The sequence below is a fragment of the Sphingomonas sp. genome, assembly GCF_029239295.1.
Classification (GTDB): domain Bacteria; phylum Pseudomonadota; class Alphaproteobacteria; order Sphingomonadales; family Sphingomonadaceae; genus Sphingomonas.
This window is the reverse complement of the sequence record NZ_JAQZBC010000017.1, coordinates 25,578-51,469: the sequence shown is the minus strand read 5'-3', so window position 1 is coordinate 51,469 and position 25,892 is coordinate 25,578. Positions and strand designations below refer to the sequence as shown.

Sequence of the window (25,892 nt, the reverse complement as noted above, 5' to 3'; positions counted from 1 at the left end):
AGGGCCAATGCGCGTCGCATTTCTGCTGTTCCCGAAAATCACCCAGCTCGACCTGACCGGCCCCGCCCAGGTCCTCTCGCGTCTCGGCGGCGATGCCACGCTCGATCTTGTCTGGAAAACGCGCGATCCGGTGCCCACCGACGCGGGCTTCTCGATCCTCCCCACCGCCACCTTCGATGAGGTGCCAGCCGCAGATATTCTGTGTGTTCCCGGGGGGATAGGCGTGAACCAGGTGATCGCCGATGATGCGGCGATGGCTTGGGTCGAACAGCTCGGCTCATCCGCGCAATGGGTAACCAGTGTCTGCACCGGTTCGCTGATCCTCGGCGCCGCCGGGCTGCTCCGCGGCTACCGCGCCACGTCGCACTGGGCCTGGCGCGACATGCTCACCCTGTTCGGCGCCACTCCCGTCGCCGAACGCGTCGTCATCGACCGCAACCGCGTCACCGGTGGCGGCGTAACCGCAGGCATTGACTTCGGCCTGACGCTCACCGCGCTGTTGCGTGGTGAGGATCATGCACGCGGCGTGCAACTAGGGCTGGAATATAACCCCGCGCCGCCCTTCGACGCCGGCAGCCCAGCAGGAGCAGGCGAAACGCTGGTCGCCGCCTTCGATGCACGCATGGAGAAAGCAGCACCTGGCCGCGAAGCGGAACTACGAAATCTGGCGGTAAAGCGCGGCTTTGGCTGAGCAATCGCCTATGCGTCAGCTCACCAGTATTGCGCGGCCGCTGTGCCGGGAGGGTGTGCACGATGACCGATCTGACGTCTCATCGTGATCGTCGACGTGGCGGTAAGCCCCGCCGACATCGATCAGCTTCATCTCGGGCAAGCGGCCGTCATTCGTCTCTCGGCGTTCAGCGCGCAGACGACGCCGGAATTGTCGGGCGAGCTGTTCTACATCGGTGCCGATCGTAAAAGTGACGAGCGGACCGGCGCCACCTTCTTTGAGGCGCGGTTGCGCGTGCCGGAGGCCGAGGTGCGCAAGCTGGGTGATCTCAAGCTGAAGGTCGGGATGCCGGTTGAAGCCTATATGCAGACGGGGCGACGCTCATTGCTGTCCTATCTCCTCAAACCGCTGGTCGATCAGTTCAACCGCGCGTTTCGACAGTGAGCCGCAAGGCTCAGTAGAACTGCCTCAGAGTCAGCTTTCGCTCGGCGCCGTTGCACAGCCGTAAGGCAACCGTACGTCCGGGTTCGCCAGCGGACCACGTGGCGAGGGGAAGGGTGCCATAGTCGCGCGGGATTGGCTGACCGTCGATGCCGCAGATCATGTCACCCTCTTTCCATCCCGTTGCCTCTGCCGGGCTGCCGCGCATGACGTGGAGCACGCGGAGGCGGTCGCGATCGATCCCGAACAGCAATCCACTGGTGGAGCGCAGCGGTAGTGTATCCGCCTTACGACCTGGCGCTAGGATCATGCGGTTGGCGCTCGGATCCAGCAGAACGCGGTAGTTCTGTAGAAAGCCGGTGCCGATACGTCCGGCGGCGGAGATCGATTCCGAGAACCCCCCTGGCGGTTCGATTCGCACCTCAACGTTGCGCGCCACCAGTTCGCCGGTGCTTAGCCTCGGAATAATGCCGATCGTGCTGGTGACGGTCCCGGCAAGGCCGAAAGAAATCGTTGTTGTGGTCCTAACGTTGGCAACGCCGGCGGCCTGCCATCCTGCCGACGTCACGGTTACCGATGAACCATCGCCGGTGTCGACAATCATGGGCCGCAGCTGCGCGGCGCCCAGCGTGATCTGGCTTACATAAACTAGGCTGTCTCGCGAGATGGAAAGAGGTGCGGTTTTACCACGAAACGGCATCCGTCCACTCGGCAGCAGCCTGAATCGGCGGGCTTCGAAGTCGATATCGAGTGCGTATTTTCCGGTGAGGTCACGTCCGACCAGCAAGTCGACCGGTTCCGCACTTCCCGTCGCCAGCGCAGGCAATGTCGCGACCGTTAGCCCGCCGCCGCGCCGGGTCATCGCGCCAAAGCTGACTGAGCCGGTTGCTACCCATCCGATCGGCACGATCCCGCCGATCGCAGTGGCGTTACCTCCGGGCGCTACTTTGAGCCCGGCAGCGTCTGCAAAGCGACGCGACAAGACAGAATAGCTGACACCGGTATCGAGGATTGCCGTCGCGGGGCGCCCGTCGATCGTCAGCGCGAAGCGCAGCTGATTACCGGGCGTCAGATCAAAGGAGATCCAGCGGCTTTCGGCATCAGGCGCCAGCACCGAGATGCCGGGCGGCTTCGCGGACGGGGATACGGCCGAGGAATATGTGGAAGGCGCCGACATAGCCGCGGTAGGCCCCGCGGAAAGGGCGGATGCGGTGGCGATGGAGGCGATCGAAAGGATCAGGGACACAGGCTGGCTTAGCGACACGCTTAGCGGGTGCCTATCTCGAACTGCAGACGACGAACCGGGGGGCGGGGGTGAGCCCCGCCGCGGCGGGGCTGACGCGATCAGCCCTTGTTCGCCTGACGCTTCGCCATGAAGGCAAGGCGTTCGAACAACATGACATCCTGCTCGTTCTTCAGCAGCGCGCCGTGCAGCGGCGGGATCGCTTTCGTCGGGTCGCGGTTCTGAAGAACCTCAAGCGGCATGTCTTCGTGCAGCAGCAGCTTCAGCCAGTCGAGCAATTCGCTGGTCGACGGCTTCTTCTTCAAGCCGGGGACGTCACGAACGTCGTAGAAGATGTCGAGCGCCTTCGACACCAGCATCCGCTGGATGCCGGGGAAGTGGACATCGATGATCGCCTGCATCGTCTCGCGGTCGGGGAATTTGATGTAGTGGAAGAAGCAACGGCGCAGGAACGCGTCGGGCAGTTCCTTCTCGTTGTTCGACGTGATTACGACGATCGGCCGTTCGACCGCGCGGACCGTCTCCTTCGTCTCATAGACGTGGAACTCCATGCGATCGAGTTCTTGCAGAAGGTCGTTCGGAAACTCGATGTCGGCCTTGTCGATCTCGTCGATCAGCAGCACGGGCAGCTCCGGTGCGGTGAACGCTTCCCACAGCTTGCCCTTGCGGATGTAGTTGGAGATGTCGTGGACGCGCTCGTCGCCGAGCTGGCCATCGCGCAGGCGGGCGACGGCATCATATTCGTACAGGCCCTGCTGCGCCTTGGTCGTGGATTTCACGTTCCATTCGATGAGCGGGGCGCCGGTTGCTTTCGCGATCTCATAGGCGAGGACAGTCTTGCCTGTGCCAGGCTCGCCCTTGACGAGCAACGGCCGGCGAAGCGCCACTGCGGCGTTGACCGCAACCTTCAAATCATCGGTTGCGACGTAGCTCTGCGTGCCCTCGAAGCGCTTCATGCCCTCATCCCGTCTTGTTCGACTATCGGGTATGGCGATGCGGGAATTTTCGGACGGGTGCAAGACGCTTGGCGTTCGGCTGGTTCAAAGCGCGTTGCGCGCATCCATCCGTGAGGCAAGTAGCTGCCAGAGCCCGCGATGTTGAAGCGCCAGTTGCTGCGCGCCAAAGCTCAGCGCGCGGGCATGCGCCGGGTTGGCCGAAATTGTGGAGGCGACCGAGATGATCTCTTCGCGCAAGGGTATGCTGGGCGGCAACAGGACCACTCCCGCACAATAAGCCGCAACGCCGAGCACGTCCCGAACGACATGCCAATCCAGCAGGAGCGCCAGCGCCGCGCCGACGGCGCAACCGGCACGTTCGGAGGAGGCGAGCGTGGCCAGCGCATGCTGCTGCGCCGTCATCGCGGCTTCGGCCTGGGCGGCGCGCGGGGTAGAAGGGCGCGGTCCAATCGCCGCAGTCAAGGTCGCAAGAAGCTGCCGTTCCTCGTCGAAGCCCATCGCTGCGTCACGCAGCCAGCCCTGGATCGGCGCCGCGCCATTGGCTGCGATCGCGCGTTCGACGATGTTCGGTGTGCTACCGTGCAAGGCGCAGAAGGCATGTACCGCATCGGCCAGGTCACGAACGGCGCCATCTCCGCCGATTAACGCCGCTGCATGGGCGCAGCCGATCGTACCCTCAGCGACGACAATTGTGTCGAAGGAGTGACGGATCGATGCATGTCCCGCGGTGGGGGTCACCAAGGCTACCTTCCGACAGATCGCGTCCGTACATAGGCAAACAAGGTAAAGGGGCGGTTAAGCGCGCGGGATCAGGCGGTGCGGAAGCACGGTGAGGGGGGTCGCCCGTGGTTGGCGCTGTTCACCGTTCGAAGAGGCGGCGGAAAGTTGGCCACAACTATGCGGCAGAGTGTCGCCAGGCTGGCGCGAAGGCTGGTCGGCGGACGTGAAGGGAAAGCGCCGGGAATGCGCCACGTGCCAAAACAAAACGGGCGGGAGGATCGCTCCTCCCGCCCGTTTTGACCCTCACTGGTCGAGGAAGCTGCGCATCTTTCGACTGCGGCTCGGGTGCTTCAGCTTGCGGAGCGCCTTCGCCTCGATCTGGCGGATGCGCTCACGCGTCACGCTGAACTGCTGGCCGACTTCCTCCAGCGTGTGATCGGTGTTCATGCCGATCCCGAAGCGCATGCGCAGCACGCGCTCCTCGCGCGGGGTAAGGCTGGCAAGGACGCGGGTGACCGTTTCCTTGAGGTTCGCCTGGATTGCGGCGTCCACCGGGATGACCGCGTTCTTGTCCTCGATGAAATCACCCAGGTGGCTGTCTTCCTCGTCGCCGATCGGCGTTTCGAGGCTGATCGGCTCCTTGGCGATCTTCATCACCTTGCGCACCTTCTCCAGCGGCATGGAAAGGCGCTCGGCCATCTCCTCCGGCGTCGGCTCGCGGCCCTGCTCGTGCAGGAACTGGCGACTGGTGCGGACCAGCTTGTTGATCGTCTCGATCATGTGGACTGGGATACGGATCGTCCGCGCCTGGTCCGCAATCGAGCGAGTGATCGCCTGTCGGATCCACCACGTGGCGTAGGTGGAGAACTTGTAGCCACGGCGATACTCAAACTTGTCCACCGCCTTCATCAGGCCGATGTTGCCCTCCTGGATGAGATCCAGGAACTGAAGGCCGCGATTGGTGTACTTCTTGGCGATCGAGATCACGAGCCGCAGGTTCGCCTCGACCATCTCCTTCTTGGCGATACGCGCCTCGCGCTCGCCCTTCTGCACCATGTTGACGATGCGGCGGAACTCGCCGAGCGCCATGCCGGTCTGCTGCGAAATCTCGGCGATCTCGCTGCGGATGCGCTCTACCGCGCCCGACTCGTTCGTCGCGAAGGCGGTCCACTTCTTGTCGAGGCCATTCACGGTCGCCAGGAACGTATCGTCGAGCTCATGGCCCATGTAGCGATCAAGGAAGTCCTTGCGGCTCACCTTGTGGCGCTCGGCCAGGCGCAGCATCTGCCCGCCCAGCGCGGTCAGGCGCCGATTGTAGCTGTACAGCTGATCGACCAGATACTCGATCTTGGCGTTGTGGAACTGGACGCTCTCGACCTCGGCCGTCAGCTCCTCGCGCAGCTTCTGATACTTGCGCTCTTCCGCCGCCGTCAGCTCGGTACCGCCGCCCATGGCGTCGAGCCGACCCTGCTGCATCTTGGAGAATTTCTTGTAGATCGACGTGATGTTGGCGAACTTCTCAAGCGCCATCGGCTTGAGCGTCTCCTCCATCTGCGCGAGGCTGAGGGTATTGTCCTCCTCCTCTTCGTCCGAAGGCCGCGGCGTGCGGCGCTCGGTCATGTCATCGTCGTCGTCAGCCGAGGCTTCCTCCGGCTCGTCTTCTTCCTTGAAGGTCGTGCCCGCGGTCTTCTCGCTGATCTCGCCGTTATCTTCCTCCGCGCCCTCGACCTGCTCGGCAGACGGGCCCTTGGAGAGCATTGCGTCGAGATCGATGATCTCGCGCAGCTGCATCGTGCCTTCGTTCAGCTGGGTCGACCAGTCGATGATGGCGTTGAAGGTGATGGGCGATTCGCACAGGCCCATGATCATCGTGTCGCGACCGGCTTCGATGCGCTTGGCGATCGCGATCTCACCCTCGCGGCTGAGCAGCTCGACGGCGCCCATCTCGCGCAGGTACATGCGCACCGGGTCATCGGTGCGGTCGACCGTTTCCTTCTTCTTCTCGACGGCCGGCGCCGTGCCCTGATCCGCGTCGACCGACTCGACCTCGTCCTCGGGCTGCTCCTGCTCCTCGCCGTCTTCGCCGGCTTCTTCGTTCTCGACGATGTTAACGCCCATTTCGTTGAGCGCGGACATGACGTCTTCGAGCTGGTCGCTGGACATCTGGTCCTGCGGCAGCGCGGCGTTCAGTTCGTCGTAAGTGATGTAGCCACGCTTCTTCGCACGGGCGATCAGCTTTTTGATGTCCGCATCGTTCAGGTCGATCAGCGGGGCATCGGCCAATTCTACGCCGTCTTCTGCACCGCTACCGTTAACCTTCGCCATCAATCGTCCTCGGAATCAAAAGCGCGGGCGTCTTCGTTCGACTGAACGAGATTTGCAAGCCGAAGCTCCAGCGCCTGTTTTTCTTTCACCAACGCCACCTGTCGCTGAAACGCTTCATCAGTGAAGCGCGCCTGCATGGCGGACGTCGCATCAGCCAGTGCCGCATCCACTTCCGGCTGCGTCACAAGGATAGCAATCGCCTCGTCCAGGTCTTCCCGGGCGCGCGACGCATCCCCCATCGGCTGCGTAAAGGAATAAGGCATCGTATCTGCTCTCAGCAGGTCACGGGCGACCGCTTCGAAACCACTGTTCCGCAATATGGTAACGAGGCGGGCGCTATCAAGCTCCCGATCCTCAAGCGCGACATCGACCACTGCTTCGAACAGCCGTCCGAGCGCACCATCGGCCATGCGGAGCGAGCCCAGCACCTCCATATGGCGGGCGATCTCGGCCGGATGGCGGATCAGTCCGGCCAGCACCGCCTTTGCCAACACCCTATCGATGCCCGCCGCGCGAAAGGCCTTGGCATCATCGGTGACCGGCAGGGGCGGGGGTGTCCATTTCTGGCCCGGCCGCCGCGGAGTGAACGGCTGGCGCGGCTCAAAGCTGCGCCCGCGCTCGAACGGGCGGCGCGTCTGGCCAAACTGCTCGTCATAGCGGCGACGAAATTCGGCCTGATATTCCGATCGCACCACCGGATCGCCGATCGTCTTGGCGAGCTCCGCCATTCGCGCGCGAAAGCCGGCGCGTTGTTCCGGCGTAGTGAGCGGCTCAGCTGCCACCTCATGGCTCCAAAGCCGGTCGACCAGCGGTGTGGCCTCGCCCACAAGCGCTTCGAATGCGCCGGCGCCCTTTGCGCGGACCAGATCGTCCGGATCCTGTCCTTCGGGCAGAGTGACGAACTGGAGGCTGCGGCCGGGCGCGAGCAGTGGCATTGCACGATGCGCGGCGCGGATGGCGGCCTTCTGCCCAGCATTGTCCCCGTCCAGGCAAAGCGTTGGCACGTCGACAATACGCCACAGCCGCTCCAGCTGATGCTCGGTCAACGCGGTGCCCAGCGGCGCCACCACTTCGCCGATCCCCGCCTGGGCAAGCGCAATCGCATCCATATACCCCTCGACCACCAGCACGCGGTCTGCCTTTCGCGCGGCAGGCAGGGCGCGATCGAGGTTGTAGAGCGTGCGTCCCTTGTCGAAGAGCGGCGTGTCGGGTGAGTTCAGGTACTTCGGTTCGCCGTCGCCGATGATCCGGCCGCCGAAGGCGATCACCCGGCCGCGTGCGTCGCGAATCGGGATCATCAGGCGCCCACGGAAACGATCATAGGGCTCCTTGCCCTCGACGCTGATCAGCAGCCCTGCCTCGATCAGCATGGCATCGCCGAACTGCTTCAGCGCCGATCGCAGCTTGCCGCGAGCGTCGGGGGCGAAGCCAAAGCCGAAGGTTCGCCGCGTCGCGTCCGAGATGCCCCGCTTGTCCAGCAGCGCGCGGGCGGGGCCACCCTCAATGCCGTCGAGCTGCTGACGAAACCACTCCGCCGCTGCGGCCATAACATCATGAAGCGAATTCGCCTTTTCTGCCCGCTCCGCGGCGCGTTTGTCGGGCGCCGGCATGTCCATGCCGGCGGCCTGGGCCAGCTCCTTGACCGCATCGATGAAGGGCAAGCCACGCTGATCGGTCATCCAGCGAATCGCGTCGCCGTGCGCCGAGCAGCCGAAGCAGTGATAGAAGCCCTTGTCGTCGTTGACGTAGAAGCTGGGCGTCTTCTCGTTATGGAACGGGCAGCAGCCCTTATATTCGCGCCCGGCCTTGGTGAGCTTGGTGGTCTTGCTGATCAGCGTGGACAGCGACGTGCGCGCACGCAGCTCGTCGAGAAAGGTGGGGGTCAGCGACATGATGGTGTTCGTGAAGACATTCGCGTCCCTAGCGCCTCCCGCAAGCGGGAGGCGTGTTTGGTTCAGGCTAGTGCGGCTTTCACCAGCGCGCTTGCCTTGGACATGTCGAGCACGCTCGCGTGACGCGCCTTCAGCTCGGCCATCACCCGGCCCATGTCCTTCATCCCGGCAGCGCCGATGTCTGCCTTGATCGTTTCGATCGCGGCAGTGGTTTCGGCTTCGTCCATCTGCTTGGGCAGAAACCGATCGATTACCGCGACCTCCGCCTCTTCGGCCTTGGCCAGTTCCTCGCGTCCGCCGCTGCGAAACATCTGGATCGACTCGGTACGCTGCTTCTTCATCTTTTGCAGCACCTCGACCACCAGCGCATCGTCCTCCGGTGCGTTGGACTGGGTGCGTGCTTCGATGTCGCGATTTTTGATCGCCGCCTGAATCAGGCTGATCGCAGCGCGGGTCTCCTTGTCGCCGGCCTTCATGGCAGCGAGCTGGGCTTGCTTGATATCGTCTCGAATCATGATCTGTGAGGCCATATCAGATTGACGCGGCGGAGGGGCGAGTTTAGCGCGCCCCACTTAACGTACATCGCCGCTTACCAGGAGTGCCCGCCACCATGGCAGACGCAATACCCTCGCACGCGCCTCGGCCCGATGGAGCCACAGGTGTTCTCGTTCTGGCAACGGGTGATGTGCTGTGGGGGCGTGGGTTCGGCGCGGAAGGACAGGCCGTTGGCGAGGTGTGTTTCCACACCGCCATGACCGGCTATCAGGAGATCATGACTGACCCGAGCTTCGCCGGGCAGATCATCACCTTCACTTTTCCGCACATCGGAAACGTCGGCGCGAACCCGGACGACGTCGAGGCTGACGAGCCGCACGCGCTCGGCATGATCGTGCGCGAGGATCCGACCGCACCATCGAACTTCCGTGCGGTGGAAAACCTCGAAGGCTGGATGAAACGCCACGCGCGCATCGGCCTCGCGGGGATCGACACGCGCGCACTGACTCGGCGCATTCGGGCCGGGGGGGCCCCGAATGGTGTCGTTGCCCATGCTGCAGATGGCCAATTTGACCTCGGTCTATTGCTGAAGATGGCGCGCGAATGGCCAGGCCTCGAGGGCATGGACCTCGCTAAAGAAGTCACCCGAGAAACGCACGGTACCTGGGGTCAGGATCGTGCCGGCGGAATCTGGCGGCTTGGCTTCGGCTATGATGGTGTGGAAGGCCAAGATCGCCCGCACGTCGTAGCGATCGATTACGGCAGTAAGCACAACATCTTCCGCAATCTTGTTCAGGCGGGTGCGAAGGTGTCGGTGGTGCCGGCGGAGACTGATTTCGACACGATCATGTCGCTTAACCCCGACGGCATCTTCCTGTCGAACGGCCCCGGCGATCCCGCTGCGACGGGCGAATATGCCGTCCCGGTGATCCAGCAGGTGTTGGACACCGGCAAGCCGCTGTTCGGCATCTGCCTGGGCCACCAGCTGCTCGGCCTCGCCGTCGGTGCGCAAACAACCAAGATGTTCCAGGGTCATCGCGGTGCGAACCATCCGGTGAAGCGTCTCGCCGACGGCGCTGTCGAGATCACCAGCATGAACCACGGCTTCGCGGTGAAGCGCGAAAGCCTGCCGGCGAACGCGCGCGAGACCCATGTCTCGCTCTTCGACGGCAGCAATGCCGGGTTGGAGCTGACGGACAAGCCAGCGTTCAGCGTGCAATATCATCCCGAGGCAAGCCCCGGGCCGCAGGACAGCTTCTACCTGTTCGAGCGTTTCGTAGGCTCGCTGCGGTGATCGCACGGGGCTGGCTTGCCGCCCCTGTGCTGCTCCTCGCCGCGGCTGCCTGTTCGCAGGCTGCCCCGGCGAACCAGCACCAATTGCAGGCGCGACTTTCCCCGATCCCGAACAAGTGCGGGGCGACGAAGGCGCGACTGAAGGCGACGTCGGCCTCGAACGTGACGATGGAATTGCCGGGCGACATGCCAGCGGCTGCGGCTGAACAGGCCACCGCGTGCATCGCCGCCGAAGTGAAGAAGATTTCGGGAGCCAGCCTCACGCCGATCGGCGCCGAAGCTGGCGCCGCCGAATAGGACCAAGAGAGACACAATGCCCAAGCGCACCGACATCTCCTCCATCCTCGTCATTGGCGCCGGGCCGATCGTGATCGGCCAGGCGTGCGAGTTCGATTACTCAGGCACGCAGGCGATCAAGGCGCTCAAGGAAGAGGGCTATCGCATCGTCCTGGTCAATTCGAACCCGGCGACGATCATGACCGATCCCGAGCTGGCTGACGCCACCTATGTCGAGCCGATCACGCCGGAGATCGTGGCGAAGATCATCGAGAAGGAGCGGCCCGACGCAGTGCTCCCGACGATGGGTGGGCAGACCGCGCTCAACACCGCGCTGGCGCTTTTCCATGACGGCACGCTGGAGAAGTACGGAGTCACCATGATCGGTGCCGATGCCGAGGCGATCGACAAGGCCGAGGACCGGCAGAAATTCCGCAATGCGATGGACAAGATCGGACTCGAAAGCGCCCGCTCGGCCGTCGCGCATACCGAGGCGGAGGCGCTGGAGGCGCTGGAGACGACCGGGTTGCCGGCAATCATTCGCCCCAGCTTCACGCTGGGGGGAACCGGCGGCGGCGTTGCCTACAATCGGGAGGAGTTCCTCGAGATCGTCCGTAAGGGCCTCGATGCCTCGCCGACCACCGAGGTGCTGATCGAGGAATCGCTGCTCGGCTGGAAGGAATATGAGATGGAGGTGGTCCGCGACCGTGCGGACAATTGCATTATCATCTGCTCGATCGAGAATATCGATCCGATGGGCGTCCACACGGGCGATTCGATCACCGTCGCGCCAGCACTGACGCTGACCGACAAGGAATATCAGATCATGCGCAACGCCAGCATTGCGGTGCTGCGCGAAATTGGCGTGGAAACAGGCGGTTCAAACGTTCAGTTCGCAGTCAATCCGAAGGACGGCCGCCTGATTGTCATCGAGATGAACCCGCGTGTGTCGCGTTCGTCGGCGCTTGCCTCCAAGGCCACCGGCTTCCCGATCGCCAAGGTCGCAGCGAAGCTGGCGGTTGGCTACACGCTGGACGAGATCGAGAACGACATCACTGGCGCAACGCCGGCCAGCTTCGAGCCGACGATCGATTACGTCGTCACCAAGATCCCGCGCTTCGCCTTTGAAAAGTTCAAGGGCGCCGAGGCCGTGCTGTCGACTGCGATGAAGAGCGTCGGCGAGGTCATGGCGATCGGGCGCAACATCCATGAGTCGATGCAGAAGGCGCTGCGCGGCCTCGAGACTGGCCTCAGCGGCTTCGACAGGGTCGAGCGGCTGGTCGGTGCGCCACGCGCGGAGATCGAGGCGGCGCTCGCCGTCGCCTCGCCGGATCGGCTCCTCGTCGCCGCCCAGGCGCTGCGTGAGGGCTTCACGGTCGCCGAGGTCAACGCGATCGCCAAGTACGACCCGTGGTTCCTGGCGCGGATCGAGGAGATCGTCCGCGCCGAAGAGGAAGTGTGCCGCAACGGCCTGCCGATCGATGCTGCCGGCATGCGCCGGCTGAAGGCCATGGGCTTCAGCGACAAGCGCCTCGCTTGGCTCGCGCTTCAGTCCGCCAACCTCCGCGGCATGCGTCGCGGGATCGCGCAGGGCTCGGGCCTGATCCATGAGGCTGTCAAGGCGATGACTGGCGGCGTTACCGAGCAGGAAGTGCGCGAGCATCGCCACAAGCTTCGCGTTCGCCCGGTGTTCAAGCGCATCGACACCTGCGCGGCCGAGTTCGACGCCAAGACGCCATACATGTACTCGACCTATGAGGCGCCGACCTTTGGTGAGCCCGAGAATGAGGCCATGCCGTCGGACCGTCGCAAGATCGTGATCCTGGGGGGCGGACCTAACCGGATCGGGCAGGGCATCGAGTTCGATTACTGCTGCTGCCACGCATGTTTCGCGCTGGCGGATGCCGGATTCGAGACGATCATGGTCAATTGCAACCCGGAGACGGTGTCGACCGACTATGACACGTCCGACCGTCTGTATTTCGAGCCGCTCACCGCGGAGGACGTGCTGGAAATTCTGCATGTCGAGCAGTCGAAGGGCGAACTCGTCGGTGTGATCGTCCAGTTCGGGGGCCAGACTCCGCTGAACCTCGCTCGTGCGATCGAGGCGGCGGGTATTCCCATCCTCGGCACCTCGCCATCGGCGATTGATCTGGCCGAGGACCGCGAGCAGTTCGCGGCGCTGGTCGACAAGCTGCGCCTGCTTCAGCCCAACAACGGCATCGCTAGGAGTCGTGACGAAGCGCTGATCGTCGCTGAGCGCGTTGGCTATCCCGTGTTGATGCGCCCCAGCTTCGTACTGGGCGGCCGCGCGATGGAGATCGTGGACGGGCCGCAGCAGCTGGAGGATTATATCCAGACCGCGGTCCAGGTGTCTGGCGACGCCCCGGTCCTGATCGATCAGTATCTGCGCGACGCCGTCGAGGTGGACGTGGACGCGATCTGCGACGGCGACGATGTCGTCGTTGCGGGTGTGCTGCAGCATATCGAGGAGGCTGGCGTCCACTCGGGCGACAGCGCCTGCTCGATCCCGCCATACTCGCTTCCGCCCGAAATCATCGCAGAGATCGAACGGCAGACCGAGGCGTTGGCTTGCGGTCTGGGTGTTCGCGGTCTGATGAACATCCAGTTCGCCGTGAAGGACGGCAAGGTTTACCTCATCGAGGTGAACCCTCGCGCCAGCCGCACCGTGCCGTTCGTCGCCAAGGCGATCGGTGCGCCGATCGCCAAGATCGCTGCGCGCGTGATGGCGGGTGAGAAGCTGAAGGACTTGCCGAAGATCGATCGCGACATCGATTATGTCGCGGTGAAGGAGGCGGTCTTCCCGTTCAACCGCTTCCCTGGGATCGACCCCGTCCTGTCACCCGAGATGAAGTCCACCGGCGAAGTGATGGGGATCGATCGCGATTTCACCACTGCCTTCGCCAAGTCGCAGCTCGCCGCGGGCAACGTGCTGCCGAGTGGGGGCAGGGTGTTCGTCAGCGTGAAGGACAGTGACAAGGCGGCGATCGTCCCGGCGATCCGCGAGCTTGTTGAGGCTGGCTTCACCATCGTTGCAACCGGAGGCACCGCCGATCACTTGCAGCGTGCTGGCCTGCCGATCGAACTCGTGAACAAGGTTGCGCAGGGCCGTCCGCATATCGTGGATCGGATCAAGGATGGCGACATCGCGCTGATCTTCAACACGACCGAAGGCTGGCAGAGCCTGAAGGATTCGCAGCCGATCCGCGCCTCGGCGGTGAATCAGAAAATCCCCTACTTCACCACTGCCCAGGCAAGCATCCAGGCGGCGAAGGCGATCACGACGGTGTCACAGAACCTTGAAGTACGTCCGCTGCAGGCCTATTATTCGCAGTCGCACAACTAATCCCCGACAATTTGTTTGAGGTGCGAAGCGGCTAAGAGGAAGTCGCTCGGGGACGTGTTTATTGAAGGGTGACGCGCAAATGGCGACCGTCGAGAAGATGCCGATGCTCCAGGAAGGCTACGACAAGCTGACTTCGGAGCTGAAACGGTTGAAGATCGAACGGCCGCAGATCGTGGATGCGATCGAGGAAGCGCGTGCCCATGGCGATCTGTCGGAAAACGCCGAATATCATGCTGCAAAGGAGCGGCAGGGCCAGATCGAGGCGACGATCGCTGACATCGAGGACAAGCTGTCGCGCGCGCAGATCATCGATCCGCGCGACCTGTCGGGCGACAAGGTGGTTTTTGGCGCGACGGTCACGCTCCTCGATGAGGATGACAAGCCGATCAAATACCAGATCGTCGGCCAGACCGAGGCGGACGCGAAGTCTGGGCGGATCAGCTACAATTCGCCAATCGGACGCGCGTTGATCGGGCGCAGTGTCGACGATGAGGTCGAGGTGTCAGTTCCCGCCGGCGACCGTTACTACGTCGTGTCGAAGATCGAATTCATCTGACCCGTGCGATCGCTGCCCTGAGCGCACGCTGACGACTCGGCGCTCAGGAGCGGCATCGGCGCCCGACGGCGCGCCAGCACCCGCGAAAACTCCCCTCTCCAACCATCATCAATAAAAAGGCTGCGAACGCCGAAGCGTGCGCAGCCTATGAGGTTGAAGAGGGGCGAGGTCCCTAAGCTGCGATCAGCCTGCAGGCTTGAGCAGCTCAGGTTCCAGCAGCCGGTGCAGGTGCACCACCACATACTTCATTTCGGCATCATCGACCGTCCGCTGCGCGGCGGCCCGCCAGGCCTTTTCCGCCGAAGCGTAGTCGGGGAACACGCCGACGATGTCGATGGACTTGAGGTCGGCGAAGTCCAGCGTGCGCGGGTCGGAAACCCGGCCGCCGAAAACGAGGTGAAGCTTGCTCATGGCGGCTCCCTTACCCCCTAGACGGCCAGGTTTGAACCCTTTCAGTGCGCCGGCTTGATCTGTTCGCGCCCCGCCTCGGCGGCGGCGGTGCCCGCGTGGGAGGCTGCTTTCACGACGCCTTGGAACAGCGACTTAGCCTGCACCCGCGCGGCATCCTTGGTCAGGCCCAGCTCTTCAAGCTCGCTGCGCCCGGCTTCCTTGGCGGCCGCGACCGCGGCCAGTGCCGCTGCGCTGACGGTCTTGCCGACGGGCGCCAGCACCTTCTTCTCGCGCTCGCTACGCGGTAGCAGTGCGCCTACCACCGCGCCCAGGGCGAGACCCCCGGCGAGCGCGCCGAGTGGATTGCCCTCGATGAAGTCATTGGCCTTGTGGGCCGCGTCGCGGGCGCTTTCCTTCGACGTCTCTACCGTCTCGCCAGCGCGTGTTACGGCGCTTTCATAAGCGTGAGTCGCGCGGTCGCGCAGCGAGTCGCTGTGATCGGCGCTGTTGCCCTGCTTGTTGGTCTGCGTGTTGGCGTCGGTCATATGTTTTTCCTCTCGGCCGTCTCCGGCCAGTCACCGGGGATCGAACGCGCTAGTTGCGCGGGAGTTTCGCGATCGTGCGGGAGCTTGCGTTTGCGGCCAAAGAGCGCCGCTGCAATCTGCCGTCGTGCCAGCCACGCTGTGGCAAGCGTAACCGCCCACACCAGCGCCTCCGGATTGGCCCGTGCTGACGCAACGCCGCTGCGCAGCGCGCGCTCGCCCGAGACCTGCAAATTCTCGACGGCGTCGCGCGCCACCACCTTAGGGTTCAGACGCGCCTGAAGGGTACCCGCCGTTTGGGTCAGGCGCTGGCGCGCAGCGGCGGCTCGCTCCTCGGCGAGCGTTACCGTCAACGCTTGGGGATCGGAGCTCAAGAGACCACCTTCTTCGACAGCTGCGCCTTGCCCATCAGCCCCAGGATCGTGGCGATGGCCAACACGCCGACAACTACCGCTGCCGTGGCCCAGCCGGGGCCAATCACCGTCGCCAGGGTGAGGATCAGCCCCACCAGCAGGGCAATCAGCGCGGCAAGGGCGAGCACGCCGGCGATGCTGAAGTAGACCGCCGCCCATTTGTACCGGGTCGCGGCAAAGGCCGCGCGGGCTTTCGCCAGCGCGACCTCGGCCTGTGCAGCCTCCTTGGCATCCGCTGCCAGCTGAGACATCAGCTGACCGATGCCGGCATCCTCGTCCGTCCGTTCCCCCATCATCAAGGTCACGCCTGGTCGCGCTGGTCTAGCCCCGCGGACAGAAGGCGTGCAGCGACGAAGCCTACTGCAGCGGCCACGCCGATTGCGGCGGCCGGGCTCTTGCGTACGAGGTCGCGCGCGTCATCGAGCAATTCGTCGACGCTGCGGTCGTTCAGCTTGGATGACAGGCCTTGCACCTGATCGGCCGCTGAGCGCGCATATTGACCATATTGCGAACCCAGCTTCTCATCGACCTGCTGGGCAGCATCGTTCAGCATGGTGACCAACTGCTCAAGCGCGTCGGTCGCCTTTACCTTGCCCTGATCGGCGAGGGTACGAGCGCGGTCTCCCGCTTCGCTCTTCAGCTTGACTACATTGTCATTGATGAGCTGTCGCGGGCTCGCCGACGCGCCATTGTTCGTCTCGCCTCCCGACGAAAAGTCGGATGCGCCCTGATCGGTGCTCTTCAACGGATCGCTGGGCTGGAAATCGTCGGTCGCGCCGGCCGGATTAGCGATCGCGGGCGCGACATCTTGATCGGTCATCGGCTTTAAGGTGTCGTCGGCCATGGGGAATCCTTCCTTGATCGGAACTGACAACCCCGCCGCGGCGAGGGTGGTTCCATCGCGAATTGCCGCAGGGCGCGCGTCACGGTATCGGACGCCGCAAACCCGTCCTCGCCACCGTAGAAGGATCGTTACGTGACCGCAATCATCGACCTGCAGGGCCGCCAGATTATCGACAGCCGTGGCAATCCCACGGTGGAGGTCGACGTGTTCCTCGAAGATGGCAGTTTCGGAAGGGCGGCGGTGCCGTCGGGGGCGTCAACGGGCGCGCACGAGGCCGTCGAGCGGCGCGATGGCGACAAGGCGCGCTGGCTTGGCAAGGGCGTCGAGGGCGCGGTGGAGGCCGTCAATGGCGAAATCGCAGATACGATCCGCGGTCTGGAGGCTGAGGATCAGCTGGAGATCGACACCGCGCTGATCGAACTCGACGGTACCGAGAACAAGGGGCGCCTCGGTGCGAACGCTATTCTGGGCGTCAGCCTGGCGGTGGCGAAGGCGGCGGCGGATTCCCGTGGCCTGCCGCTTTATCGGTATGTGGGTGGCGTGGGCGCTCACGTCCTGCCGGTGCCGATGATGAACATCATCAACGGCGGCGAACACGCTGACAACCCGATCGATTTCCAGGAATTCATGATCATGCCGGTGGGGGCGGAAAATATCCTGGAGGCGGTGCGCTGCGGCTCGGAGATCTTCCACACGCTGAAGAAGGGCCTGCACGACAAAGGTATGGCAACCGCTGTTGGCGACGAGGGCGGCTTTGCGCCCAACCTCGCCAGCACGACTGACGCGCTCGACTTCATCATGCAGTCGATCGAAAAGGCTGGATACACGCCCGGTGAGGACGTGATGCTGGCACTTGACTGTGCGGCGACCGAATTCTTCAAGGATGGCAAGTACGTCATCTCCGGCGAGGGGCTTACGCTCGAGCCGGGGGCGATGGCCGATTATCTCGCTGATCTGGTCGCGCGCTATCCGATCCTGTCGATCGAGGACGGCATGGCAGAGGACGATTTCGACGGGTGGAAGGCGCTGACGGACAAGATCGGCAACAAGGTTCAGCTGGTCGGTGACGACCTGTTCGTGACGAACCCGGCGCGGCTGCGTGACGGAATTGGTCGTGGGCTTGCGAATTCGCTGCTGGTGAAGGTCAATCAGATCGGGACGCTGTCCGAAACGCTGGAGGCGATCCGTATTGCCGAGCGCGCCGGCTACACCGCGGTGATGAGCCATCGGTCCGGCGAAACCGAGGATTCGACGATCGCGGATCTGGCGGTCGCCACCAACTGCGGCCAGATCAAGACTGGCAGCCTCGCGCGATCGGACCGGCTCGCCAAGTACAACCAGCTGATCCGCATTGAGGAGGAGCTGGGCACCGTTGCAGCTTATGCTGGCCGGGACGTGCTTCGCACCCGCTGAAACAGCTTGAATAAAGGGGGGCTTTCGGCGAAAATCCGATGGTGAAACGCCGTAAGCCCTCCACCTTTCGCGCTGTGCTCAAGCGTGCCGCCTGGCCCGCTGCTGCGGTGATGGTGATGGCGTTCTTTGGCGGCTATGCCGTTCTTGGTTCGAACGGCATCTTCGCCTTTGGCGAATACAAGCGTCAGGTGGCCAAGCGCGAACGCTATTATGTCGCGCTCGACCATCGACGCGAAGTGCTGCGCAACCGAGTTGCGCTGCTCGATCCGCGCCATGCCAATCCCGACATGGTGGACGAACTGGTGCGGCGGGAATTGAACGTCGCGCATCCTGACGAGGTTATCGTACCGCTCAATTGATTGCTGGCCTGCCGTCCTTGCCATCGCAGCGCGGCGTTGAACTGAAGGTCGCGGCGACGCCTCTTTTCACTTCCCTCGATTGGTCCCATGCTGCGCTTTTTTGCGGTGGGGGCCCCGAATGCCGGCATTGAACATCCTGTGGCCGACCTTTGCGCTGGTCGCATTGATCTTCATCGTCTGGTTCACTCTGTTCTTCCGTCGCATTCGCCACATGAAGAACACGCCGCCCCGGCAGGAGGATTTCGCCAATGGCGAAGCGGCGTTGCGCTACTTCCGGCCAGTCGAGATGCCGGCCAACAATCTGGCTAATCTGTTCGAGATGCCGGTGCTGTTTTTTGCACTGGTCCCGCTGCTGATCATGTCGGGGCAGGCGAACAGCATCCAAGTGACACTGGCGTGGCTGTTCGTTATCGCGCGGGCGGTGCACAGCTACATTCATATCGGCCCGAAGAAGGTGTCCGCACGCTTCCTGGCCTATCTCGTCTCGGTAGCGATCCTGCTTGCCATGTGGGTCGGTTTCTTTGTCGATATCGCCTCCGTGGCGGGGGCTTACCATCGCGCTGTGCAAGCAATGGGGGGTGTTTCTTGAAGTCAGTGATGATCGCGGCTGCCGTTCTGGTAGCCGCTGCTTCTCCTGCCGCCGCTGACACGGTGGTGGTGACGGCGGCGCGGATGCTTGATGTCGAAAAAGGTACGCTCGTTGCGCGCCCAGTGATCACGATCACGGATGGGCGGATCGTGGCGATTGGCGGGGCGGGGCCCGCCGGTGCGAAGCGGATTGACCTGGGCGACGTGACGCTCGTGCCCGGCTTGATCGACATGCACGTCCATCTCGACAGCACGCCGCTATATGGGGGCTACAACGGCCTCCAATTCACCGACAGCTTCTGGGGCGTTCAGGGCGTCGGCAATGCAGGCACCATGCTGCGCGCGGGATTTACAACCGTGCGCAATGTGGGCTCCGAGAATTACAACGACGTCGCCTATAAGCAGGCGATAGACGAGGGGCTGATGGTCGGCCCACGGATCGTGCCGGCCGCCTATGCGCTCGGCGCAACCGGGGGCCATTGCGACAGCACCTTTTTCCCGCCCAGCTTCAACCAGCGCGGCAAGGCAGTGGGAGATACGCCGGACGAGTTGCGCACCCGGGTTCGCGAACAGCGCAAATATGGTGCCGAGGTGATCAAGGTGTGCGCGACGGGAGGCGTCTTCAGCCGCAATACCGAACCGGGGCAGCAGCAATTGTCGGAAGGCGAACTCCGCGCGATCGCCGACGAGGCGCATCAATGGGGGCTGAAGACCGCAGCGCACGCGCATGGCGCTGCCGGTATCAAGGCCGCGATCCGCGCTGGGATCGATACGATCGAACATGCCAGCCTGATCGACGACGAGGGCATTCGGCTTGCGAAGGAACGCGGCACCTATCTGTCGATGGATATCTACAACACCGAATATACCCAGGCCGAAGGCAAGAAGAACGGCGTCCTTGAGGATAACCTGCGCAAGGACCGCGAGATTGCGCAGATCCAGCGCGACAATTTCCGCAAGGCCAATGCGGCAGGCGCAAAGATCGTGTTCGGGACCGACGCCGGCGTGATGCCACACAAGGACGCGGGCAAGCAGTTCCGCATCATGGTGCAATATGGCATGACGCCGCTGCAGGCGATCCGCGCGGCGACGCTGACCGCTGCCGAAGCCCTGGGGCGCACCCGAGACGTCGGCGCCATCTCTGTCGGGCGCTTTGGCGATATCGTGGCAGTCACCGGCAATCCGCTGGAGGACGTGACGGTGCTGGAGACGCCCGCTGCCGTGATTAAGGGTGGCACACTGGTGGAGTAAGCTCCGGCTGCCCGGCCGCTTACCGGTGGTGCAGGGAAGAGTGCGGGCCTTGTACGTGAGATGGCCTGTTCCTCTTCGCTGCTCCCTTACTTGGCTTCGGGTAAGGATTGGCGCGGGTAGATGCGCGGTGCGGAAGAGCGAAGGGGCACGGCAGCTGAATAACTGGCTTCAGGGACATGTGATGCGGACGATCGGCGTGATGGCAGGTGCTTTGATTCTGATGGGGGCGGCACCTGCGGTCCCTGATTATGGTCCCAATCTTGAGCGCTTTCCCTACCCATGGCCCGTTCAGACGATCACTGTCGACGTCGTGGGGGAGCCGGCGACGATGGCGTTCATGGATGTGGCGCCGGCGCGTCCGAACGGCCGGACGGTCGTGCTGATGCACGGCAAGAATTTCTGCGGAGCGCCCTGGGAGTCGACCGCCAGGGCGCTCAGCGCGTCCGGCTATCGTGTGATCGTCCCCGACCAGATCGGCTTCTGCAAGTCGGCCAAGCCGCGCGCCGCGCAATACAGCTTCGCCATGCTCGCTCACCACACACATCGCTTGCTCGCGTCACGAGGGGTGACGAAGGCGACGGTCGTGGGTCACTCGATGGGCGGCATGCTGGCGACCCGTTACGCCATCATGTTCCCTGAGGCGGTCGAGCGCCTGGTGCTCGTCAATCCGCTTGGGCTGGTCGACCGGTCTGAAGATGGCGTCCCGTATGTCGATCTCGACACCCTCTGGGCGGCCGAGAAGAAGACGAGCTACGCATCGATCAAGGCTTATCAGCTGGCGAACTATTATCATGGCAGCTGGCAGCCTGCCTACGATCGGTGGGTCGGAATGCAGGCCGGCATGTACGCTGGTTCCGCGCGCGACAGCGTGGCGCTTGCGCAGGCCAAGACCAGCGAGATGATACGCACCCAACCGATCGCGCATGAGCTGCATCGCGTCACGGCGCCGACCACCGTCATGGTCGGCACGCTGGACAAGACGGCGTTCGGGCGTGCTCAGGCACCGGCATCACTGCGGCAGTTCCTGAAGGCGATTCCGCAAGTCGCCGCCGATGCTGTGCGCCGAATGCCGAAGGGACGGCTGTTAGCGCTCGAGGGCCTCGGCCATTCGCCGCAGGTGGAGAATCCCGCCCGCTTCGAAAAGGCGTTGCTAGCAACGATCGACTGAACGGCAGGCGCCGTGATGTGCCGCCCCGCATGGGTCGAGCTGGGCTCCGGCGCTACCATTGACCGTATCGCCCCTGATGCGTATAGCCGCGCCCGTTCGTGGTGGGTCTGACCTGCTCCGGGCAAGCTTGAACATTGCTGGATGCTTAGAGGACCCGGGAGGCTGTATGCGGCCGCCCCATGGTCCTTTTCGTATTCCAAGTGCTGTCAGGGCTCCAGCAAAGTAACCTATACGAAAGGTGAAGGCTTCAATGCCGACGATCAACCAGCTGGTCCGCAAGGGCCGCGAACCGCAGAAGGCCAAGAGCAAGGTCCCTGCGATGGAGCAGAACCCGCAGAAGCGCGGCGTTTGCACCCGTGTGTACACCACGACCCCGAAGAAGCCGAACTCGGCATTGCGCAAGGTGGCCAAGGTTCGCCTGACCAACCAGCGCGAAGTCATCAGCTACATCCCGGGCGAAGGCCACAACCTGCAAGAGCACTCGGTTGTGCTCATCCGCGGCGGCCGTGTGCGCGACCTTCCGGGCGTGCGCTATCACGTGCTGCGCGGCGTGCTCGACACACAGGGTGTCAAGGACCGCCGTCAGTCCCGTTCCAAGTACGGCGCCAAGCGTCCGAAGTAAGCCGATCGAGTATTCGATCAACAAGGCTGAAGTTTAGAAGGAAGATACCAGATGGCTCGTCGTCGTCGTCCCGAGAAGCGGGAAATCCTGCCTGATCCCGTTTACGGGGATGAGGTTCTGTCGAAGTTCATGAACTCCGTCATGATGGACGGAAAGAAGTCCGTCGCGGAGGGCATCGTCTATTCCGCGCTGACCACCGTCGAAGCCCGCGCGAAGCGTGAGCCGCTTGGCGTGTTCCATGAAGCGCTGAACAACATCAAGCCGGGCATCGAAGTCCGTTCGCGCCGCGTTGGTGGTGCCACGTACCAGGTGCCGGTCGAGGTTCGTCCTGAGCGCGCACAGGCGCTGGCGATCCGCTGGCTGATCACCGCCGCGCGCGGTCGCAGCGAAAACACGATGGATGCGCGTCTGTCGGGTGAGCTGCTCGACGCGGCGAATAACCGCGGCAACGCGGTGAAGAAGCGCGAAGACACGCACCGCATGGCGGAAGCGAACCGCGCCTTCAGCCACTATCGCTGGTAATGGTTGCGGCTTCCGTCTTGGAAGCGTCTCGCACGTAAACTATATCGTGGGGAGCTGGCCATGGGCCTGCTCCCCACATCTCTAAGGAAAGCCCGACCATGGCCCGCAGCCATCCGCTCGAGAAGTACCGTAACATCGGCATCATGGCGCACATCGACGCCGGCAAGACGACGACGACCGAGCGCATCCTTTACTACACCGGTAAGTCCTACAAGATCGGCGAAGTGCACGAAGGCACCGCGACGATGGACTGGATGGAGCAGGAGCAGGAGCGCGGCATCACCATCACCTCCGCGGCGACCACGTGCAAGTGGCGCGCTGAGGAAGGTAAGGGTGATGAGCACCTGATCAACATCATCGATACGCCGGGCCACGTCGACTTCACCATCGAGGTCGAGCGTTCGCTGCGCGTGCTGGACGGTGCGGTAACCTGCTTCGACGGCGTTGCCGGCGTTGAGCCGCAGTCGGAGACGGTGTGGCGCCAGGCGGACAAGTATCGCGTTCCGCGTCTGTGCTACGTCAACAAGCTCGACCGTACTGGCGCAAGCTTCGACCGCTGCGTTCAGATGATCAAGGATCGCCTGGGCGCCCGTACGGCCGTGCTGTACCTGCCGATCGGTATCGAGAGCCAGTTCGTCGGTCTGGTTGACCTGGTCGAGAACCGCGCGATCGTGTGGCTCGACGAATCGCTGGGCGCGAAGTTCGAATATCGCGATATCCCGGACGACATGAAGGACGCGGCTGCTGCTGCCCGTTCCGAGCTGATCGAGATCGCCGTCGAGCAGGACGATGCAGCGATGGACGCGTACCTGGAGGGCAACGAGCCTGACACGGCGACGCTGAAGCGCCTGATCCGCAAGGGCACGCTGGCGTTCGATTTCGTGCCGGTGCTGTGCGGCTCGTCGTTCAAGAACAAGGGTGTTCAGCCGCTGCTCGACGCGGTGGTGGATTATCTCCCCAGCCCGCTCGACATCCCTGACGTTCAGGGCGTGAAGCTTGACGGCGAGACGGTCGATTCGCGTCCGCCGTCGGATGACGCGCCGATGTCGCTGCTCGCCTTCAAGATCATGAACGATCCGTTCGTCGGCTCGCTCACCTTCGCGCGCATCTATTCGGGTAAGCTGGCCAAGGGCACCTACCTGAACTCGGTGAAGGACAAGAAGGAAAAGATCGGTCGTATGCTCCTCATGCACGCGAACTCGCGTGAGGACATCGAAGAGGCGCGCGCTGGCGACATCGTCGCGATCGCAGGTCTGAAGGAAACGACGACCGGCGACACGTTGTGCGATCCGGCGAACCCGATCATCCTCGAGCGGATGGAATTCCCTGAGCCCGTTATCGAGCTCAGCGTGGAGCCGAAGACCAAGGCCGACCAGGAGAAGATGGGCGTCGCCCTCAACCGCCTGGCAGCCGAGGATCCCTCGTTCCGCGTGTCGACCGATCACGAATCGGGTCAGACGATCATCAAGGGGATGGGCGAACTTCACCTCGAGATCCTCGTCGACCGCATGAAGCGCGAGTTCAAGGTCGAGGCGAACGTCGGTGCGCCGCAGGTGGCGTATCGCGAGTACCTGAAGAAGCCGGTCGACATCGACTACACCCACAAGAAGCAGTCGGGCGGCACGGGTCAGTTCGGTCGCGTCAAGGTGAAGCTGACGCCGGGCGAGCGTGGCGCTGGCATCATCTTCAAGGACGAGATCAAGGGCGGTAACATTCCGAAGGAATATATCCCCGCGATCGAAAAGGGCTTCCGTGAGACGGCAGCAACCGGTTCGCTGGTTGGCTTCCCGATCATCGACTTCGAGATCGTGCTGTATGACGGCGCGTACCACGACGTCGACTCGTCGGCTCTGGCGTTCGAAATCACCGCCCGTGGCGCGATGCGCGAAGCGGCGCAGAAGTCGGGCATTACGCTGCTCGAGCCGGTGATGAAGGTTGAGGTCGTGACGCCGGAGGATTACCTCGGCGACGTGATCGGCGACATGAACTCGCGTCGTGGCCAGATTCAGGGTACCGACACGCGCGGCAACGCGCAGGCGGTGACTGCAATGGTGCCGCTGGCGAACATGTTCGGCTACGTGAACTCGCTGCGCTCGTTCACCCAGGGACGCGCCAGCTACTCGATGCAGTTCTCGCATTATGACGAAGTGCCGCAGAACGTCGCGGACGAGGTCAAGGCGAAGCTCGCGTAATCGCTCTTCCCGTCATCCGGCCGGCCCGGGTGACGGGAGAGGGTTTGCGCAACGACAATTCAGCCGCTATGGGGCCGCCTTCACGGCGAGTCCTCGTGCGGCTCAAGTGGAAATCCAGAAGGTAGGATAACAATGGCTAAGGCTAAGTTTGAGCGGACCAAGCCGCACCTGAACATCGGCACCATCGGTCACGTCGACCATGGCAAGACCTCGCTGACCGCAGCGATCACCAAGGTTCTCGCAGAGAACGTCGCTGGTAACGCAGCCGTCGACTTCGCGAACATCGACAAGGCTCCGGAAGAGCGTGAGCGCGGCATCACCATCTCGACCGCGCACGTCGAGTATGAGACGGCCAACCGTCACTATGCGCACGTCGACTGCCCGGGTCACGCCGACTACGTGAAGAACATGATCACTGGTGCTGCCCAGATGGACGGCGCGATCCTGGTCGTCTCGGCCACCGACGGCCCGATGCCGCAGACTCGTGAGCACATCCTGCTCGCTCGTCAGGTCGGCGTGCCGGCAATGGTCGTGTTCCTCAACAAGGTCGACCTGGTCGACGACGAGGAAATCCTTGAGCTGGTCGAGCTGGAAGTTCGCGAGCTGCTTAGCTCGTACGAATTCCCGGGCGACGACATTCCGATCATCAAGGGCTCGGCTACCTGCGCCCTTTCGGGTTCGGACCAGAAGCTCGGCACCGACGCCGTCATGGAGCTGATGAAGGCTGTTGACGAGTACATCCCGCAGCCGGAGCGTCCGCTGGACAAGCCGTTCATGATGCCGATCGAGGACGTGTTCTCGATCTCGGGTCGTGGCACCGTGGTGACCGGCCGCGTCGAGACCGGCATCATCAAGGTTGGTGAGGAAGTCGAGATTGTCGGCATCCACCCGGAAGTCCGCAAGACGACCGTTACCGGCGTGGAAATGTTCCGCAAGCTGCTCGATCAGGGCCAGGCTGGCGACAACGTCGGCGCGCTGATCCGTGGCGTCGCTCGCGACGAAGTCGAGCGTGGCCAGGTGCTCTGCAAGCCGGGCTCGATCAAGCCGCACACCGACTTCTCGTCGGAAGTGTACGTGCTGTCGAAGGAAGAGGGTGGCCGTCACACGCCGTTCTTCGCCAACTATCGTCCGCAGTTCTACTTCCGTACGACGGACGTGACCGGCACCGTCGAGCTGCCTGAGGGCACCGAGATGGTGATGCCGGGCGACAACGTCGCTCTGGGCATCAAGCTGATCGCTCCGATCGCCATGGACGTGGGCCAGCGCTTCACGATCCGTGAAGGCGGCCGCACCGTTGGTGCAGGCGTCGTCAGCGCGATCGCCAAGTAAGATCCTTCACCGGATCTAGTGGTTC

Annotated in this window: 26 protein-coding genes; 15 read left to right on the top strand and 11 right to left on the bottom strand. The window is 63.4% G+C overall.

The window, feature by feature from the left end; all coding sequences use genetic code 11:
- Positions 1-7: 7 nt before the first annotated feature.
- A complete protein-coding gene (locus K0S66_RS14535) occupies positions 8-691 on the top strand; it encodes a DJ-1/PfpI family protein (protein WP_301076183.1) in 684 nt (227 codons plus the stop codon).
- Between the two features lie 84 nt (positions 692-775).
- Complete coding sequence (locus K0S66_RS14530) at positions 776-1,114, top strand: HlyD family secretion protein (protein WP_301076182.1); 339 nt, start codon at positions 776-778, stop codon at positions 1,112-1,114.
- A 10-nt stretch (positions 1,115-1,124) separates the two neighbouring features.
- On the opposite strand, the gene K0S66_RS14525 is transcribed toward K0S66_RS14530, so the two are convergent.
- From K0S66_RS14525 to K0S66_RS14500, 6 genes are all read right to left on the bottom strand, one after another.
- The gene (locus K0S66_RS14525) at positions 1,125-2,288 is read right to left on the bottom strand and encodes an aspartyl protease family protein (protein ID WP_301076181.1); all 1,164 of its coding nucleotides are present in this window, start codon (positions 2,286-2,288) and stop codon (positions 1,125-1,127) included.
- 167 nt (positions 2,289-2,455) lie between these two features.
- The gene (locus K0S66_RS14520; RefSeq protein ID WP_301076180.1) at positions 2,456-3,310 is read right to left on the bottom strand and encodes a MoxR family ATPase; all 855 of its coding nucleotides are present in this window, start codon (positions 3,308-3,310) and stop codon (positions 2,456-2,458) included.
- 84 nt (positions 3,311-3,394) lie between these two features.
- On the bottom strand, positions 3,395-4,048 hold the full coding sequence (locus tag K0S66_RS14515; RefSeq protein WP_301076179.1) for a hypothetical protein: 654 nt from the start codon (positions 4,046-4,048) through the stop codon (positions 3,395-3,397).
- Positions 4,049-4,333: 285 nt separating this feature from the next.
- Complete coding sequence (rpoD, locus tag K0S66_RS14510) at positions 4,334-6,355, bottom strand: RNA polymerase sigma factor RpoD (RefSeq protein WP_301076178.1); 2,022 nt, start codon at positions 6,353-6,355, stop codon at positions 4,334-4,336.
- Positions 6,355-8,247: a DNA primase gene (gene dnaG, locus K0S66_RS14505; RefSeq protein ID WP_301076177.1), complete on the bottom strand. Its 1,893-nt coding sequence runs from the start codon at positions 8,245-8,247 to the stop codon at positions 6,355-6,357. Before dnaG ends, rpoD begins: the two co-directional genes overlap by 1 nt.
- A gap of 62 nt (positions 8,248-8,309) precedes the next feature.
- Positions 8,310-8,762, bottom strand: a complete 453-nt coding sequence (locus K0S66_RS14500; protein ID WP_301076176.1) for a GatB/YqeY domain-containing protein — start codon at positions 8,760-8,762, stop codon at positions 8,310-8,312.
- A gap of 95 nt (positions 8,763-8,857) precedes the next feature.
- Between K0S66_RS14500 and carA the strand changes: the two genes are divergently transcribed.
- From carA to greA, 4 genes are all read left to right on the top strand, one after another.
- A complete protein-coding gene (gene carA, locus K0S66_RS14495) occupies positions 8,858-10,036 on the top strand; it encodes a glutamine-hydrolyzing carbamoyl-phosphate synthase small subunit (RefSeq protein ID WP_301076175.1) in 1,179 nt (392 codons plus the stop codon).
- On the top strand, positions 10,033-10,332 hold the full coding sequence (locus K0S66_RS14490; protein WP_301076174.1) for a hypothetical protein: 300 nt from the start codon (positions 10,033-10,035) through the stop codon (positions 10,330-10,332). Before carA ends, K0S66_RS14490 begins: the two co-directional genes overlap by 4 nt.
- A 16-nt stretch (positions 10,333-10,348) precedes the next feature.
- Complete coding sequence (carB, locus tag K0S66_RS14485; RefSeq protein WP_301076173.1) at positions 10,349-13,678, top strand: carbamoyl-phosphate synthase large subunit; 3,330 nt, start codon at positions 10,349-10,351, stop codon at positions 13,676-13,678.
- Between the two features lie 79 nt (positions 13,679-13,757).
- Positions 13,758-14,234: a transcription elongation factor GreA gene (greA, locus tag K0S66_RS14480; RefSeq protein WP_301076172.1), complete on the top strand. Its 477-nt coding sequence runs from the start codon at positions 13,758-13,760 to the stop codon at positions 14,232-14,234.
- A 183-nt stretch (positions 14,235-14,417) separates the two neighbouring features.
- On the opposite strand, the gene K0S66_RS14475 is transcribed toward greA, so the two are convergent.
- Genes K0S66_RS14475 through K0S66_RS14455 form a run of 5 tightly spaced genes read right to left on the bottom strand, consistent with a single transcriptional unit; the run spans position 14,418 to position 16,423 of the window.
- On the bottom strand, positions 14,418-14,645 hold the full coding sequence (locus tag K0S66_RS14475; RefSeq protein ID WP_301076171.1) for a DUF4170 domain-containing protein: 228 nt from the start codon (positions 14,643-14,645) through the stop codon (positions 14,418-14,420).
- 41 nt (positions 14,646-14,686) lie between these two features.
- Positions 14,687-15,169 carry a hypothetical protein gene (locus K0S66_RS14470; protein ID WP_301076170.1) on the bottom strand — a complete coding sequence of 161 codons (483 nt, stop codon included), beginning with the start codon at positions 15,167-15,169 and terminating at the stop codon, positions 14,687-14,689.
- Complete coding sequence (locus tag K0S66_RS14465) at positions 15,166-15,540, bottom strand: DUF3618 domain-containing protein (protein ID WP_301076169.1); 375 nt, start codon at positions 15,538-15,540, stop codon at positions 15,166-15,168. The genes K0S66_RS14470 and K0S66_RS14465 overlap by 4 nt, the downstream gene beginning before the upstream one ends.
- Complete coding sequence (locus tag K0S66_RS14460) at positions 15,537-15,875, bottom strand: phage holin family protein (protein WP_301076207.1); 339 nt, start codon at positions 15,873-15,875, stop codon at positions 15,537-15,539. Before K0S66_RS14460 ends, K0S66_RS14465 begins: the two co-directional genes overlap by 4 nt.
- A gap of 5 nt (positions 15,876-15,880) precedes the next feature.
- A complete protein-coding gene (locus K0S66_RS14455) occupies positions 15,881-16,423 on the bottom strand; it encodes a hypothetical protein (RefSeq protein ID WP_301076168.1) in 543 nt (180 codons plus the stop codon).
- A 132-nt stretch (positions 16,424-16,555) separates the two neighbouring features.
- Between K0S66_RS14455 and eno the strand changes: the two genes are divergently transcribed.
- The 9 genes from eno (at position 16,556) to tuf (ending at position 25,867) form a co-directional block, all read left to right on the top strand.
- On the top strand, positions 16,556-17,836 hold the full coding sequence (gene eno, locus K0S66_RS14450) for a phosphopyruvate hydratase (RefSeq protein WP_301076167.1): 1,281 nt from the start codon (positions 16,556-16,558) through the stop codon (positions 17,834-17,836).
- Positions 17,837-17,874: 38 nt separating this feature from the next.
- The gene (locus tag K0S66_RS14445; protein ID WP_301076166.1) at positions 17,875-18,195 is read left to right on the top strand and encodes a septum formation initiator family protein; all 321 of its coding nucleotides are present in this window, start codon (positions 17,875-17,877) and stop codon (positions 18,193-18,195) included.
- Between the two features lie 118 nt (positions 18,196-18,313).
- The gene (locus K0S66_RS14440) at positions 18,314-18,784 is read left to right on the top strand and encodes an MAPEG family protein (protein ID WP_301076165.1); all 471 of its coding nucleotides are present in this window, start codon (positions 18,314-18,316) and stop codon (positions 18,782-18,784) included.
- 8 nt (positions 18,785-18,792) lie between these two features.
- Positions 18,793-20,034, top strand: coding sequence for an amidohydrolase family protein (locus K0S66_RS14435; RefSeq protein ID WP_301076164.1), 1,242 nt, complete (start codon positions 18,793-18,795; stop codon positions 20,032-20,034).
- A gap of 199 nt (positions 20,035-20,233) precedes the next feature.
- The gene (locus tag K0S66_RS14430) at positions 20,234-21,202 is read left to right on the top strand and encodes an alpha/beta hydrolase (protein WP_301076163.1); all 969 of its coding nucleotides are present in this window, start codon (positions 20,234-20,236) and stop codon (positions 21,200-21,202) included.
- A gap of 250 nt (positions 21,203-21,452) precedes the next feature.
- Positions 21,453-21,824, top strand: coding sequence for a 30S ribosomal protein S12 (gene rpsL, locus K0S66_RS14425; RefSeq protein ID WP_029936467.1), 372 nt, complete (start codon positions 21,453-21,455; stop codon positions 21,822-21,824).
- A gap of 51 nt (positions 21,825-21,875) precedes the next feature.
- Positions 21,876-22,346, top strand: a complete 471-nt coding sequence (gene rpsG, locus K0S66_RS14420; protein ID WP_301076162.1) for a 30S ribosomal protein S7 — start codon at positions 21,876-21,878, stop codon at positions 22,344-22,346.
- A 98-nt stretch (positions 22,347-22,444) separates the two neighbouring features.
- The gene (gene fusA, locus K0S66_RS14415; RefSeq protein ID WP_301076161.1) at positions 22,445-24,538 is read left to right on the top strand and encodes an elongation factor G; all 2,094 of its coding nucleotides are present in this window, start codon (positions 22,445-22,447) and stop codon (positions 24,536-24,538) included.
- 132 nt (positions 24,539-24,670) lie between these two features.
- Entirely contained in the window at positions 24,671-25,867 is a 1,197-nt protein-coding gene (tuf, locus tag K0S66_RS14410) for an elongation factor Tu (RefSeq protein ID WP_301076160.1), read from the top strand.
- Positions 25,868-25,892 lie beyond the last annotated feature (25 nt).

Coding starts and splice junctions, on each gene's coding strand:
- K0S66_RS14525 (WP_301076181.1), bottom strand. CDS start 2,288: ATGTCGGCGCCTTCCACATATTCCTCGGCCGTATCCCCGTCCGCGAAG.
- fusA (WP_301076161.1), top strand. CDS start 22,445: ATGGCCCGCAGCCATCCGCTCGAGAAGTACCGTAACATCGGCATCATG.
- K0S66_RS14535 (WP_301076183.1), top strand. CDS start 8: ATGCGCGTCGCATTTCTGCTGTTCCCGAAAATCACCCAGCTCGACCTG.
- carB (WP_301076173.1), top strand. CDS start 10,349: ATGCCCAAGCGCACCGACATCTCCTCCATCCTCGTCATTGGCGCCGGG.
- K0S66_RS14440 (WP_301076165.1), top strand. CDS start 18,314: ATGCCGGCATTGAACATCCTGTGGCCGACCTTTGCGCTGGTCGCATTG.
- rpsL (WP_029936467.1), top strand. CDS start 21,453: ATGCCGACGATCAACCAGCTGGTCCGCAAGGGCCGCGAACCGCAGAAG.
- K0S66_RS14445 (WP_301076166.1), top strand. CDS start 17,875: ATGGTGAAACGCCGTAAGCCCTCCACCTTTCGCGCTGTGCTCAAGCGT.
- K0S66_RS14500 (WP_301076176.1), bottom strand. CDS start 8,762: ATGATTCGAGACGATATCAAGCAAGCCCAGCTCGCTGCCATGAAGGCC.
- K0S66_RS14455 (WP_301076168.1), bottom strand. CDS start 16,423: ATGGCCGACGACACCTTAAAGCCGATGACCGATCAAGATGTCGCGCCC.
- K0S66_RS14470 (WP_301076170.1), bottom strand. CDS start 15,169: ATGACCGACGCCAACACGCAGACCAACAAGCAGGGCAACAGCGCCGAT.
- K0S66_RS14520 (WP_301076180.1), bottom strand. CDS start 3,310: ATGAAGCGCTTCGAGGGCACGCAGAGCTACGTCGCAACCGATGATTTG.
- dnaG (WP_301076177.1), bottom strand. CDS start 8,247: ATGTCGCTGACCCCCACCTTTCTCGACGAGCTGCGTGCGCGCACGTCG.
- K0S66_RS14435 (WP_301076164.1), top strand. CDS start 18,793: ATGATCGCGGCTGCCGTTCTGGTAGCCGCTGCTTCTCCTGCCGCCGCT.
- rpoD (WP_301076178.1), bottom strand. CDS start 6,355: ATGGCGAAGGTTAACGGTAGCGGTGCAGAAGACGGCGTAGAATTGGCC.
- K0S66_RS14460 (WP_301076207.1), bottom strand. CDS start 15,875: ATGATGGGGGAACGGACGGACGAGGATGCCGGCATCGGTCAGCTGATG.
- tuf (WP_301076160.1), top strand. CDS start 24,671: ATGGCTAAGGCTAAGTTTGAGCGGACCAAGCCGCACCTGAACATCGGC.
- greA (WP_301076172.1), top strand. CDS start 13,758: ATGGCGACCGTCGAGAAGATGCCGATGCTCCAGGAAGGCTACGACAAG.
- rpsG (WP_301076162.1), top strand. CDS start 21,876: ATGGCTCGTCGTCGTCGTCCCGAGAAGCGGGAAATCCTGCCTGATCCC.
- K0S66_RS14430 (WP_301076163.1), top strand. CDS start 20,234: ATGGCAGGTGCTTTGATTCTGATGGGGGCGGCACCTGCGGTCCCTGAT.
- K0S66_RS14475 (WP_301076171.1), bottom strand. CDS start 14,645: ATGAGCAAGCTTCACCTCGTTTTCGGCGGCCGGGTTTCCGACCCGCGC.
- carA (WP_301076175.1), top strand. CDS start 8,858: ATGGCAGACGCAATACCCTCGCACGCGCCTCGGCCCGATGGAGCCACA.